Raw genomic sequence first — 13,462 nt, 5'->3', positions numbered from 1 at the left:
TTATTACGCTTTCGCGCTACACCAAATGTGAAAAAGCATGCTAAATACAGGTAATGCTTTCGATTTATCCAGGGTAAACCGTGTTAAAGCCTCTTATAGCGACCGCGTTACTGATCTCTTCCGGCTGGGTCATTGCCGCTGAGCCGCCGCTGACGGCTGCCCGTTATGCGCAGCAGCTTGGCGTCGGGATGGATGTGGACTGGGCGCGCACCGAGCGCGGCATACGCGAATTCGACCCGCTGGTGGTCCGCGATTTTCGGGCTAAAGGCATTACTCACGTGCGCATCCGCGTGGCCGACGAGCCGACGGAAGCGCGGCTGATCCACCTGCGCAAGCTGGTGGAAGCCTGCGAGCAGTATGGCGTGATCCCGATTATCGCGTATCAGGCGGATGAATATAAAAACGACCCGAAAGCCGACAACGAGAAAGAGACGGTCAACTGGTGGATTGCCGTGGCGCACTATTTCGGCCAGAGCTATCCGCTGCTGGGTTTTGATCTCATTTATGAGCCAGCCGACAAGCTTAACCACAACCTCGCGTCGTTAAACCGCGTGTATGAAAAAACCATTAAAGCGATCCACGACATCGACCCGCAGCGCATGATCTTCATTGCGCCACGCCTGCGTGCCGCGCCGGAGGAGTTATCCAGCCTGAAGCTGCCCGCGCACAGCCAAACCTATCTGCTGGCGGAGTGGCATATTTTCCCGTGGGGGCCGCTGAAGAATGGTGGCAAATACCCGTGGACGTCCGGCACGGCGGCGGAGAAGGCGGCTATCCGTAACCGCATCAGCACCGCGCTGCGCTGGCAGCAAAAAACCGGGCACGTCAGCTGGGTTGGGGGCTGGGGCGTGGGGGAGTCAAACCACCTCACGCCAACCGCCTCGCAAATGGCCTTTGCCACCTATATGGCCTGCGAGCTGCAAAAGGCGAAAATTCCGTATGCGCTTAACGCGGACTTCCAGTTTTACGACGGGGAAGAGGGGGCCTGGCGGCCAGCGCCAGAGCCGTTACTGCAGGCGATGATTGCGCCCGTCTGTGAAAAGCCCGGCGAGAAGCCGGGCCATCATGCGGTTAAACCGGCTGCTCGTGATGCGGAACGCGCGACGCCAGCGGCAGCCAGCACAGTAAAATCAGCAGCCCCATCAGCGTCATCAGCAGGCCCAGACTAGCCTGCCCGGTCTGCGGCATCATCGCTGAAAGCCAGGCCAGCGCGCCGGAACCGATGTTCTGCAAACCGCCCACCAGCGCGCCCGCCGTACCTGCAAGGAACGGGAACGGCTCCATCGCGCCGCTGGTGGCGAGCGGGAACAGCATTCCCGCGCCGAAGAAGAACAGCGCCGCCGGAATCAGCAGCGTCCAGACGGTCATCACGCCAAACAGCCCCGGGATCCACATCATCAGACCCGCCAGCAGGCAGCTGATCACGGCCTGCCACATCAGGGTTGAAAAGCGCTTGTTCTGACGCCCGGCAAACCAGGCGCCAAAGAACGCCGCCGGGATCGGCAGAATAAACAGAATGCTCACCACCATGCTGCTCAGGCCAAGGCCCGCGCCCAGCAGCACGCCGGAGCAGGCTTCGAACACTGCAATACCCGCCAGGCCGCCGATCAGCATCAGCAGGTAGCAGGTAAACGCGCCGTTGCCGAACAGCGTCTTATAGCTTGTGAGAAGCTTCGTGCGCGGCGCGTCTTTTGGGCGGGTTTCCGGCATCCAGCGCGCCATGCTGAAGGTGACAATGATGCAGAGCACCAGCAGGAAGGCGTAGCAGGCGCGCCAGGACCACATTGTGTCCAGCAGGCCGCCAATCAGCGGAGCGAGAAGCGGGCTGACCAGAATGCCCATATTTAACAGGCTGTTGGCGTGGCGGAGCTGGGTGCCCTGATACATATCGCGCGGTAAAGTTCGCGCCATCACCCCGCCGACACCCGTCCCAACGCCCTGCAGGGCGCTGGCGGCAATCAGTACGGTTAGGCTGTGGGTGGTAATGGCAATCACCGTCGCTACCATGAAAATGCTCATGCCCACCAGGATCACCGGGCGACGCCCGACGCGGTCGGAGAGCGGGCCGTAGAAGAGCTGTGAAACGCCATAGGTCAGCAGGTAGGCTGCCATCACGCTCTGCACCGCGCCTTCGCGGACGTTCAGTTCCTTTGCCATGTCGGCAATCGCCGGAATGTAGATGGTTTGCGCCATCTGACCGACGGCCACCAGTAACACCAGCATCAACAATAAGTTAACGTTCCTTTGCTTTTTCATGTCGCTGAATACTTTTGCCAAAAGAGAGAAATGAAGAATAAGTGACTACGCATTCCCATAAATGCGCGAGGAATCTACCACAGACAGATGACAATTTAAGCATTGTTGCGGTGAATGAAAAAACCGGGAAAGGCAGGATTTGTAAACAAGAACGGCAACTAATGTTGCCAGCGATTTACGCCAGACGCAGCAGAATAGCGCCGACAGCAATACCCAGCGCTGCCGCGATGCGCAGGCCCGCAACCTTCTCTTTTAAAAGGACAAAGGCGATCAGCGCCCCGAAAAGAATCGAGGTTTCACGCAGCGCGGCGACCACCGCCAGCGGCGCCTGCGTCATCGCCCAGAGGGCCAGACCGTAAGAGCCCATGGTTCCCACGCCGCCGAGCAGCCCTTTTTTCCAGTGCAGGCGCAGGTAGCTGGACGCCTCGCGCCGACGCGCCACCATCGCCCAGCCCAGCAGGCAGAAGCCGTTCATAAAGAAGGTCCAGAGCGTGTAGCCCAGCGCGGTGTCCGACAGCCGCACGCCGGTGCCGTCCACCAGCGTATACCCGGCGATAAAACAGGCATTCAGCAGCGCCAGCCAGATCCCCCTGCGTGACTGCATGCGGCCATTCATCGCCATCGCCAGAATCGACAGGCAAATGACTCCGATACCGGACCAGGCGAGCCAGGAGAGATGGTCGCCGAGCGCCAGCACGCTGATCAGCGCCACCAGCAGCGGGGCGGTGCCGCGCATCAGCGGATAGGTCTGGCTCATGTCCGAGACCTGATAGGTTTTCGCCACCAGCACGGTGTAGACCACCTGTAAGGCGCAGGAGACGATCAAAAACGGCCAGCTTGCCGCAGAAGGCTGTGGTGAGAAGGGCAGTAAAATCAGGGCAATAATCGCGGCTGAGCCGCTAACGCCGATCGCAGAGTAGAGTTTATCCGTTCCGGCTTTAACGATAGCGTTCCAGCTGGCATGCAGCAGTGCGGCGAAAAGCAAAATGCAGAAAACGGTGATGGTCATGGCGTATTGGGTGATGAATTGTCACTCAACTGTAACATTCACATCCTGTTGCCGCCAGCCGGTTACACCGCACAAAAAAGGCGGTGCGTCACCCGCGGTTCGTCTGAGACCAGCGTAAAACCGGCTCGATTGTAAAATCCGTACGCGCTGTCTGGCGCGTGAGTATTCAGAAAATCAAACCAGATGCTGGCATCCGCCATCACTACGGTTAAAAGCTGTTTTCCAATGCCCAGCCCGCGGCACTTCTCGCTGACGTAGAGATGGCGAATGCGTCCGGCACGCGGCTGCTGGCTGAACGGATCGCGGTTGAGGCCACACACGCCCACCAGCTTGCCGTTAAGAAACGCACCCAGCAGCTTTTCACCCGGCGCGTTAAAGCGGTTCTCACCCCGCAGCCAGTTCTCTTCCAGCCTGTGCAGCATGTTGAAATTCAGCGCGATACTTTCCGCCTTCAGGGCGATATACCCCGGCTCATCCGGTGTGACAGGCTCAATTAACAGACGCGACATAGCATTCCCTCGTTATTAAAGAGGGGCGGTTGCCCGCCCCTCTCAGGTGCGACTTGAACCTGAATTACCGAACGAATTTCAGGACAGCATCAAGCAGTTGCAGTACTGCAACAATGAGTTTGAGGATAAGTATCACCATATCCACTACGCTCATACGCGTCTCCTTTTGGTTAAAAGGAGCACGATGCTGGCGTACCTTTCCGCCGCCTGTTGCCAGCACCTGGATTGACGTAACACAGTGTGCTCACTTCAGGGGTTAAGGCACTGACGGCACCACCCGTTTCAGCCAGGACTTCGTTGCGCCGGTAGAACTGCGGCCCCCTCGCTCACTGCGAACACCCTCAGTATAGATAAATACTGTATGCATGAACAGTATTTTTTGGACAAAATTTGGATGGTGATCCATACTCAAAAACGTCAAAGTCCGTGCCGGAATTGCGCGTTCGAGTTCGATCGCGTATACTTTTTCCGTTGACGTAACACAGTGTGTTCTGCGGCGACCAACCGCAAAACCCTGATAAAAACCTCGCTCCGGCGGGGTTTTTTGTTTTCTGGTCTGCCCACAAAAAAATACCGGGATAAGCGGTGGCCCGGTCAGGCTTCTTATGAAATCAATTTTATGCAGGGGAACCAGGATAGTTTTACGAGATGCAGCACCAAATAAGTCATTTATTATAAAAAAACAGACTCTCCAGGATATTAAAACCGCATCGTATATAGCCGTAAAAAATAATAGTTAATCAAATTATTTTTCTCGTGAATGTATTTTTGAGGCAATTTCACCGGTTTGAAATACACTGCTTTTCAATGTATATTCTTATAACCATAGGCATGATATGGATATGTTATGCAAGCATCGGATTATTTGAAGATGAAGTTCCAGAGCGACAGGCAGTTGGCTATTTATGGACAGCAAGGCGTTGCCGGGACATGGAAAGCATTAAAGGGAATCGGCTCTGATATCTATTCAGGAATGGAGCGTGTAAGCTGGTACTCATCATGCTTAATCCCCAGCTATCACGATGTATGTGATGAGCTTCTCTCAGAAGAAAAGAGAATGTACCTCTCCGTTGTGTCTCTTTACCGTTATCGCGATGTAATAGCACAGATGCTCTATCTTTATTTTAAAAGTGTTCTAAATGACTCTGAAAATGGAAATGAACAAAATCGCGCCCGCAAGATGGGTTCACAAATAACCGGATTTGTTAAAAATATCCCGACAAGCAAAGCAGCGCGTTTAGCAATAGCATGGGGGTTGGCAATATATCTTTCCAAATCTGGCCTGCTCTCAGAAATCGTCGTCGAACGGCTTGCACGTCGCGTACCAAACGTTGTTATGGCATTTCAATTGATTGGCACGGACCAGAAGTGCGCGCTTGCTGCTCGTCGCCTGAAAACGTTGGACCCAAAGTATTACGCCACCCTCTATGCCGCACAACTGGAGATGCTCTATTACTTTATTGAACCATTCCTGTCTGAATTGATTAAGAAGGTTCAAATGGGATTCTACAGGGATTTTGAAGCGATTTATGACGACTTAAGGGACAAGTAGCGTGTTTAAGAGTCTGTTATCAATTCTCTTTACGGATATTTTATTTCCCGTTTATGTTTTTGTATGCGCCTCTTTTTTTCTATGGTTGGTACCTGACCACTGGGTATTACTCACATTTATTGCTATCGGTGTATTTATCCTTGTTCATCCAATAATTTTTGGTCGTTTTGATAAGTACAATTGATTTTTTAAAAAAAAGTATTCTTTATGTCAAATCCGGCTTATTTATTTCTTTCAGATGAAAATGGTTCCCCCATGGTTGGCCCCTGCCTTGTGACAGGGCGTGAAGGTGCAATTGAACTCAAATCATTCACTCATAATGTCAACATTCCAGTCGACGGGAATACCGGGAAATTGACGGGCACGCGCATACACATGCCCATCATGTTCCAGAAAGAATTTGATCGTGTAACCCCGCTTCTCTTTCGCGCGCTGAGTACGGGAAGAACACTTCAGTCAGCCACCATTAAGATGTATCAGATTAATGAGGCGGGTTTAGAACAGGAATATTTTAATATCCTCCTGGAGAATGTGAAAATAACCTCAATCACACCTGACCTGTATCCCGGCGCAAACACGGGAACACACCTTGAAACGGTTCTCATACGCTATGAGAAAATCACCTGGAAGCATTGCGACGGCAATGTCATCTTTAGTGACTCCTGGAATGAGCGAGCAACGTACTGAAACGTGATCCCTGACGCATTTTTGCGCAGATGAAAATATTTCCATTGTCACGCCCGAAAACCTGTGTTTGTATAAATTCAATCAATGATTCCAAACACAGGTCCCCAATGACTTCATCCATCTTCACTTCGACCCTACTAAAAACTGCGCAACCAGCCGCAGTGGTCGTCGTGCGTGTGGTGGTGGTCGTCGGCAATGCGCCGTAGGGACTGGATCAACACACGAATCCAAAACCCCGCCGGCGCAAACCGGGCGGGGTTTTTCGTTTAGGACCCTCCCCGGAAAGTCGGCCCAGAAGAAAAGGACTGGAGCATGGCAAGTTCGGGCACAACATCCACAAAGACGCGTTTTACAGGCGCGCAGCTGATTGTTCATTTACTGGAACGACAGGGCATCACCACGGTTGCGGGTATCCCGGGTGGAACCGTGCTGCCGCTGTACGATGCGTTGAGCCAAAGCACGCAGATCCGCCACGTGCTGGCGCGTCACGAGCAGGGGGCAGGCTTTATCGCTCAGGGCATGGCGCGTACGCAGGGCAAACCGGCGGTCTGTATGGCCTGCAGCGGCCCCGGCGCAACCAACCTGGTGACCGCCATCGCCGACGCGCGCCTCGACTCCATTCCGCTGATCTGCATTACCGGCCAGGTGCCGTCCTCGATGATCGGCACCGACGCGTTCCAGGAAGTGGACACCTACGGCATCTCTATCCCCATCACCAAACATAACTATTTAGTTCGCGATATCAGCGAGCTGCCTCAGGTTATCAGCGATGCGTTCCGCATTGCGCAGTCTGGCCGCCCGGGCCCGGTGTGGATAGACATTCCTAAGGATGTCCAGACCGCAGAGATCGAGATCGACGTGTTGCCGGAGCCGGGCGAGCGCGCCCCCGCGCCGGAATTCAGCGCTGAAAGCGTGCGCGACGCCGCCGCCATGATTAACGCCGCCAAACGCCCGGTGCTCTATCTGGGCGGCGGGGCGATTAACGCTGCGGATGAAATCCGCCAGTTTGCTGAAATGGCCAACCTGCCGACCACCATGACCCTGATGGCGCTGGGTATGCTGCCTAAAGCGCATCCGTTGTCATTAGGTATGCTGGGCATGCACGGTGCGCGCAGCACCAACTACATCCTGCAAGAGGCGGATTTGCTGATTGTTATGGGGGCGCGTTTTGATGACCGGGCGATTGGCAAAACCGAGGAGTTCTGCCCGAACGCCAAAATCATTCATGTGGATATCGACCGCGCCGAGCTGGGTAAAATCAAACAGCCGCACGTGGCGATTCAGGGCGACGTGGCCGAAGTGCTGGCGCAGCTGATCCCGCAGACAGACGCAACTGACCGGGCCGACTGGCGTCAGCTGGTGGCGGATCTGCAACGCGAGTTCCCGGGCGCCATTCCAGCTGAGGGCGACCCGCTGAGCCACTACGGGCTGATCAACGCCGTGGCCGCCTGCGTGGACGACAGCGCGATTATTACCACCGACGTGGGCCAGCACCAGATGTGGACCGCGCAGGCGTATCCGCTGAACCGTCCGCGCCAGTGGCTGACCTCCGGCGGTCTCGGCACCATGGGCTTTGGCCTGCCCGCAGCTGTGGGCGCGGCGCTGGCGAATCCGGACCGCAAGGTCATCTGCTTCTCCGGCGACGGCAGCCTGATGATGAACATTCAGGAGATGGCCACCGCAGCCGAAAACCAGTTAGACGTGAAAATCATCCTGATGAACAATGAGGCGCTGGGCCTGGTACACCAGCAGCAGAGCCTGTTCTACAAGCAGGGCGTGTTTGCGGCGACCTATCCGGGGATGATTAACTTTATGCAGATTGCCGCCGGCTTTGGCCTGCACACCTGCGATCTGAACGCGGAAGAAGACGCCCACGCGGCGCTGCAGGCGGCGATCTCGCGTCCTGGCCCGGCGCTGATCCACGTGCGTATCGACCCTGAACAAAAAGTGTATCCGATGGTGCCGCCGGGTGCGGCAAATACTGAGATGGTGGGGGAATAAACCATGCAGAAACAACATGATAACGTCATTCTGGAACTCACCGTCCGCAACCACCCTGGCGTTATGACCCACGTCTGCGGGCTGTTTGCCCGCCGGGCGTTTAACGTGGAAGGCATTCTCTGCCTGCCGATTCAGGGCAGCGAGCACAGCCGCATCTGGCTACTGGTCAACGACGATCAGCGTCTGGAGCAGATGATGGCGCAGATCGACAAGCTGGAAGACGTCACCAAAGTGGCGCGCAACCAGTCCGATCCCACCATGTTTAACAAAATTGCGGTGTTTTTCGAGTAAATCGCTTAAGGTAAGCGTCTTTCGCTCTTGTAGGCCGGATAAGCGCAGCGTCATCCGGCTTTTTCAGATCGCAGGAACACACATGACCACCATCGCTCTCATCGACGACCACCTTATCGTCCGCTCCGGCTTTGCCCAGCTTCTTAACCTCGAACCGGATTTCCAGGTCGTGGCCGAGTTTGGCTCCGGTCGCGAGGCGCTGGCGGGCCTTCCGGGGCGCGGGGTGCAGGTCTGCATCTGCGACATCTCGATGCCGGATCTCTCCGGGCTGGAGCTGTTGAGCCAGCTGCCGAAAGGGATGGCGACGATCATGCTCTCGGTTCACGACAGCCCGGCGCTGGTCGAGCAGGCGCTCAACGCGGGCGCACGCGGCTTCCTCTCCAAACGCTGTAGCCCGGACGAGCTGATCGCCGCGGTGCGCACCGTCTCCACCGGCGGCTGCTACCTGACGCCGGATATCGCCATCAAGCTGGCGGCCGGACGTCAGGATCCGCTCACCAGACGCGAGCGCCAGGTGGCGGAGAAGCTTGCCCAAGGCATGTCGGTGAAAGAGATTGCCGCCGAGCTGGATCTGTCGCCGAAAACCGTGCATGTCCACCGCGCCAACCTGATGGAAAAACTCAACGTCAGTAACGACGTTGAGCTGGCGCGTCGCATGTTCGACAGCTGGCAATGAGTTCCGCTTTTTCACGGCTGATCGCCGTCGTCGCCAGTTTTTTTATCTTCTCCGCCGCGTGGTTTTGCCTGTGGAGCATCAGCCTGCACCTGGTGGAGCGCCCGGAGCTGGCCGTGCTGCTGTTTCCCTTCGGCCTGCGTCTGGGGCTAATGCTCCAGTGCCCGCGCGGCTACTGGCCCGTTTTGCTCGGCGCGGAGTGGCTGATGCTGGTCTGGCTGGCGCAGGAGGTGGCCCTCGCGCATCTTCCCTTATTGATGACCGGAAGCCTGCTTACGCTTCTCCCCGTTGCCCTGATTTCCCGCTACCGCTACCAGCGCGACTGGCGCACGCTGCTGCGTCAGGGGGCGGCGCTGATTGCCGCCGCGCTGTTACAATCCCTGCCGTGGATCGGCGAGAAGGAGATGCTTAACGCCCTGCTTCTGACCCTGACCGGTGGTCTGACCCTCGCGCCGACCTGTCTGGTTTTCTGGCACTACCTCACAAGCACCGTCTGGCAGCCGCTCGGCCCCGCGCTGGTCTCCCAACCGGTGAACTGGCGCGCCCGACACCTCATCTGGTATTTGCTGCTGTTTATGGTGAGCCTGTGGCTGCAGCTTGGTCTGCCCGCCGAGCTTTCGCGCTTCACGCCGTTTTGCCTGGCGCTGCCGATCATCGCTCTGGCCTGGCACTACGGCTGGCAGGGGGCGCTGATCGCCACGCTGATGAACGCCATCGCGCTGATCGCCAGCCAGACCTGGCACGATCATCCGGTGGATCTGCTGCTCTCGCTGCTGGCCCAGAGCCTGACCGGGCTGCTGCTCGGGGCGGGCATTCAGCGTCTGCGCGAGCTGAACCAGTCCCTGCAAGCCGAGCTGGCGCGCAACCGTCGTCTGGCGGAGCGTCTGCTGGAGACCGAGGAGAGCGTGCGGCAGGAGGTGGCCCGCGAACTGCACGATGATATCGGCCAGACCATAACCGCCATCCGCACGCAGGCGGGCATCGTCCAGCGTCTGGCGGCGGATAACGCGGGCGTGAAGCAGGGCGGGGCGCATATCGAACAGCTTTCGCTGGGTGTCTATGACGCCGTTCGCCGCTTGCTGGGACGGCTGCGTCCGCGCCAGCTTGATGATCTGTCGCTGGAGCAGGCGATACGCTCCCTGATGCGCGAGATGGAGCTGGAAAGCCGCGGCATTGTCAGCCATCTCGACTGGCGCATTGATGAATCATTGCTCAGCGAAGGCCAGCGCGTGACGCTGTTCCGCGTCTGTCAGGAGGGGCTGAACAATATCGTTAAACATGCCAATGCAAGCGCGGTGACGATCCAGGGCTGGCAGCAGGACGAGCGCCTGATGCTGGTGATTGAAGACGACGGCTGCGGCCTGCCGCCGGGCTCCGGCCAGCAGGGCTTTGGCCTGGCGGGCATGCGCGAGCGCGTCAAGGCGCTGGGCGGCACGCTGACCCTCTCCTGCACCCACGGGACGCGCGTCAGCGTCAGTTTGCCGTTAAGGACGTACCATGTTTAAAACCCCAACCAGCGCGGCTCCGTTGCGCGACAAGGCGGAAATCGACGCCCGCTACCGCTACTGGCGTCGCCATATCCTGATCACCATCTGGCTCGGCTACGCGCTGTTCTACTTCACCCGTAAAAGCTTCAACGCCGCCGCGCCGGAAATCCTCGCCAGCGGCGTGATGACGCGCACCGATATCGGCCTGCTGGCGACGCTGTTTTACATCACCTACGGGCTGTCGAAGTTCTTCTCCGGCATCGTCAGCGACCGCTCCAACGCCCGCTATTTCATGGGCGTTGGGCTGATCGCCACCGGCGTGGTGAACATCCTGTTTGGCTTTTCCACTTCGCTGTGGGCCTTCGCCCTGCTGTGGGCGCTGAACGCCTTTTTCCAGGGCTGGGGCGCGCCGGTCTGCGCCCGCCTGCTCACCGCCTGGTACTCGCGCAACGAGCGCGGCGGCTGGTGGGCAATCTGGAACACCGCGCATAACGTTGGCGGGGCGCTGATCCCGATGGTCGTGGGGGCTGCCGCGCTGCACTACGGCTGGCGCACGGGGATGATGATTGCCGGTGCCCTCGCGATTGTCGCCGGGCTGTTCCTCTGCTGGCGCCTGCGGGACAGGCCGCAAACCGTCGGCCTGCCTGCGGTGGGCGACTGGCGGCACGACGAGATGGAGATCGCTCAGCAGCAGGAGGGCGCCGGGCTGTCCCGCCAGGAAATCCTCACCAAGTACGTGCTGAAAAATCCGTACATCTGGCTGCTGTCCCTCTGCTACGTGCTGGTCTATGTGGTGCGCGCGGCGATCAACGACTGGGGCAACCTGTACATGTCCGAGACGCTCGGCGTGGACCTGGTGACCGCCAACTCTGCGGTGACGATGTTCGAGCTGGGCGGGTTTATCGGCGCGCTGGTGGCGGGCTGGGGCTCGGACAAGCTGTTCAACGGCAACCGCGGCCCGATGAACCTGATTTTTGCCGCCGGGATTTTACTCTCCGTCGGCTCGCTGTGGCTGATGCCGTTCGCCAGCTACGTGATGCAGGCGGCGTGCTTCTTCACCATCGGCTTTTTCGTGTTTGGTCCGCAGATGCTGATCGGCATGGCGGCGGCGGAGTGCTCGCACAAGGAGGCGGCAGGCGCGGCAACGGGCTTTGTCGGGCTGTTTGCCTACCTCGGCGCATCGCTCTCCGGCTGGCCGCTGGCACGGGTCATCGACGTCTGGCACTGGAGCGGGTTCTTCGCGGCGATCGCCATCGCGGCGGGCATTTCCGCCCTGCTGCTGCTGCCGTTTTTGCACGCCCAGGCGCCGCGCGAAGCGTGACGTGCCTCACCTTTTGTTGCCGAGTGCCGCAAAACTAGGAAATTTTCCCGGTTTCACCTGGACGCTGTCTCAGGCATCTCTCCCGGCTGATTTTTACAATGCTGCAAAAATCAGCTCAGGAGTAAACCAACCATGCTGGCCTTCTTAAACCAGGTGCGCAAGCCGACCCTGGATCTGCCGCTCGACGTGCGGCGCAAGATGTGGTTCAAACCGTTCATGCAGTCTTATCTGGTGGTCTTCATCGGCTACCTGACCATGTACCTGATCCGCAAAAACTTTAACATCGCGCAGAACGACATGATCTCCACCTACGGGCTGAGCATGACGCAGCTGGGGATGATTGGCCTGGGCTTCTCCATCACCTACGGGGTGGGGAAAACGGTTGTGTCCTACTACGCGGACGGCAAAAACACCAAGCAGTTCCTGCCGTTTATGCTGATCCTCTCCGCCATCTGTATGCTCGGCTTCAGCGCCAGCATGGGCGCGGGCTCCGTCAGCCTGTTCCTGATGATTGCCTTCTACGCCCTGAGCGGTTTCTTCCAGAGCACCGGCGGGTCGTGCAGCTACTCCACCATTACCAAATGGACGCCGCGCCGCAAGCGGGGTTCGTACCTCGGCATGTGGAACATCTCCCACAACCTCGGCGGGGCGGGTGCGGCAGGCGTGGCGCTGTTTGGCGCGAACTATCTGTTCGACGGCCACGTGATCGGCATGTTTATCTTCCCGTCGATTATCGCCCTGATCGTCGGCTTTATCGGCCTGCGCTTCGGCAGCGACTCCCCGGAATCCTACGGCCTCGGCAAAGCGGAAGAGCTGTTCGGGGAGGAGATCAGCGAAGAGGACAAAGAGACCGAAGAGAACGAGATGTCCAAATGGCAGATCTTTGTTGAGTACGTGCTGAAAAACAAAGTGATCTGGCTGCTGTGCTTCTCAAACATTTTCCTGTACGTGGTGCGCATCGGCATCGACCAGTGGTCAACGGTGTACGCCTTCCAGGAGTTGAAGCTCTCGAAAGAGGTGGCGATTCAGGGCTTCACCCTGTTCGAAGTGGGCGCGCTGGTCGGCACGCTGCTGTGGGGCTGGCTCTCCGACCTCGCCAACGGCCGTCGTGCGCTGGTGGCCTGCGTCGCGCTGGCGCTGATTATCGCCACGCTCGGCATCTACCAGCACGCCAGTAACCAGTACGTTTACCTGGCGTCCCTGTTCGCGCTCGGCTTCCTGGTGTTTGGCCCGCAGCTGCTGATTGGCGTGGCGGCCGTAGGGTTCGTGCCGAAAAAAGCGATCGGCGCCGCCGATGGTATTAAAGGCACCTTCGCCTACCTGATCGGCGACAGCTTCGCCAAGCTTGGCCTGGGGATGATCGCCGACGGCACGCCGATTTTCGGCCTTACCGGCTGGGCGGGCACCTTCGCGGCGCTGGATGCGGCAGCGATTGGCTGTATCGTCCTGATGGCGATGGTCGCGGTGCTGGAAGAACGTAAAATTCGCCGCGAGAACCGCGCGCAGAAATTAAAAGCGGCCTGAGTGTGCAGGTAACTTCTTTGCCCGGCTGACCGCCGGGCTTTTTTATTTGCTCGTCCTACCTTTACCCCGCTTTACACACCCACTCCTCTCCATGCTCTACAGTGTTTTTTGCTGCCGCCTTTCGTGCAGCCTTAGCCCCTTTTGCTAACGGA

14 protein-coding genes are annotated in these 13,462 nt (G+C 58.1%); 10 read left to right on the top strand and 4 right to left on the bottom strand.

From position 1 onward, the window contains the following. Window positions 1-80 precede the first annotated feature (80 nt). Entirely contained in the window at window positions 81-1,169 is a 1,089-nt protein-coding gene (locus INF73_RS19870; RefSeq protein WP_193541062.1) for a cellulase family glycosylhydrolase, read from the top strand. Here the strand turns inward: INF73_RS19870 and emrD are convergent. The 4 genes from emrD to tisB form a co-directional block, all read right to left on the bottom strand. After that, entirely contained in the window at window positions 1,072-2,256 is a 1,185-nt protein-coding gene (emrD, locus tag INF73_RS19865; protein ID WP_193541064.1) for a multidrug efflux MFS transporter EmrD, read from the bottom strand. The two genes, INF73_RS19870 and emrD, sit on opposite strands and share 98 nt — an antisense overlap. 175 nt (window positions 2,257-2,431) lie before the next feature. Beyond that, window positions 2,432-3,265, bottom strand: a complete 834-nt coding sequence (locus INF73_RS19860) for an EamA family transporter (RefSeq protein ID WP_028014955.1) — start codon at window positions 3,263-3,265, stop codon at window positions 2,432-2,434. Window positions 3,266-3,327: 62 nt separating this feature from the next. After that, entirely contained in the window at window positions 3,328-3,774 is a 447-nt protein-coding gene (locus INF73_RS19855) for a GNAT family N-acetyltransferase (RefSeq protein WP_193541066.1), read from the bottom strand. Window positions 3,775-3,838: 64 nt separating this feature from the next. Further along, window positions 3,839-3,928 (bottom strand): type I toxin-antitoxin system toxin TisB, encoded by a 90-nt coding sequence (gene tisB / locus INF73_RS19850; RefSeq protein WP_008500146.1) that lies wholly within the window; start codon window positions 3,926-3,928, stop codon window positions 3,839-3,841. Between the two features lie 693 nt (window positions 3,929-4,621). On the opposite strand from tisB, the gene INF73_RS19845 reads away from it, so the two are divergent. From INF73_RS19845 to uhpT, 9 genes are all read left to right on the top strand, one after another. After that, window positions 4,622-5,326 (top strand): hypothetical protein, encoded by a 705-nt coding sequence (locus INF73_RS19845; RefSeq protein WP_193541644.1) that lies wholly within the window; start codon window positions 4,622-4,624, stop codon window positions 5,324-5,326. 207 nt (window positions 5,327-5,533) lie between these two features. Beyond that, complete coding sequence (locus tag INF73_RS19840) at window positions 5,534-6,013, top strand: type VI secretion system tube protein TssD (RefSeq protein ID WP_193541646.1); 480 nt, start codon at window positions 5,534-5,536, stop codon at window positions 6,011-6,013. Between the two features lie 107 nt (window positions 6,014-6,120). Next, window positions 6,121-6,219, top strand: a complete 99-nt coding sequence (ivbL, locus tag INF73_RS19835; RefSeq protein ID WP_057979964.1) for an ilvB operon leader peptide IvbL — start codon at window positions 6,121-6,123, stop codon at window positions 6,217-6,219. A gap of 106 nt (window positions 6,220-6,325) precedes the next feature. After that, on the top strand, window positions 6,326-8,014 hold the full coding sequence (gene ilvB / locus INF73_RS19830) for an acetolactate synthase large subunit (protein WP_126300680.1): 1,689 nt from the start codon (window positions 6,326-6,328) through the stop codon (window positions 8,012-8,014). Window positions 8,015-8,017: 3 nt separating this feature from the next. Then, window positions 8,018-8,305: an acetolactate synthase small subunit gene (ilvN, locus tag INF73_RS19825; RefSeq protein WP_010426528.1), complete on the top strand. Its 288-nt coding sequence runs from the start codon at window positions 8,018-8,020 to the stop codon at window positions 8,303-8,305. 82 nt (window positions 8,306-8,387) lie between these two features. Continuing rightward, a complete protein-coding gene (gene uhpA, locus INF73_RS19820; RefSeq protein WP_022646555.1) occupies window positions 8,388-8,981 on the top strand; it encodes a transcriptional regulator UhpA in 594 nt (197 codons plus the stop codon). Next, on the top strand, window positions 8,978-10,483 hold the full coding sequence (gene uhpB / locus INF73_RS19815) for a signal transduction histidine-protein kinase/phosphatase UhpB (protein WP_048999162.1): 1,506 nt from the start codon (window positions 8,978-8,980) through the stop codon (window positions 10,481-10,483). Before uhpA ends, uhpB begins: the two co-directional genes overlap by 4 nt. Further along, window positions 10,476-11,786: an MFS transporter gene (locus INF73_RS19810; RefSeq protein ID WP_028014962.1), complete on the top strand. Its 1,311-nt coding sequence runs from the start codon at window positions 10,476-10,478 to the stop codon at window positions 11,784-11,786. The genes uhpB and INF73_RS19810 overlap by 8 nt, the downstream gene beginning before the upstream one ends. A 132-nt stretch (window positions 11,787-11,918) precedes the next feature. After that, a complete protein-coding gene (uhpT, locus tag INF73_RS19805; protein ID WP_028014963.1) occupies window positions 11,919-13,310 on the top strand; it encodes a hexose-6-phosphate:phosphate antiporter in 1,392 nt (463 codons plus the stop codon). Window positions 13,311-13,462 lie beyond the last annotated feature (152 nt).

Source organism: Enterobacter cloacae complex sp. P6RS (assembly GCF_014982245.1).
Taxonomy (GTDB): Bacteria; Pseudomonadota; Gammaproteobacteria; order Enterobacterales; family Enterobacteriaceae; genus Enterobacter; species Enterobacter bugandensis.
This window is presented reverse-complemented; position numbering and strand designations above follow the sequence as displayed.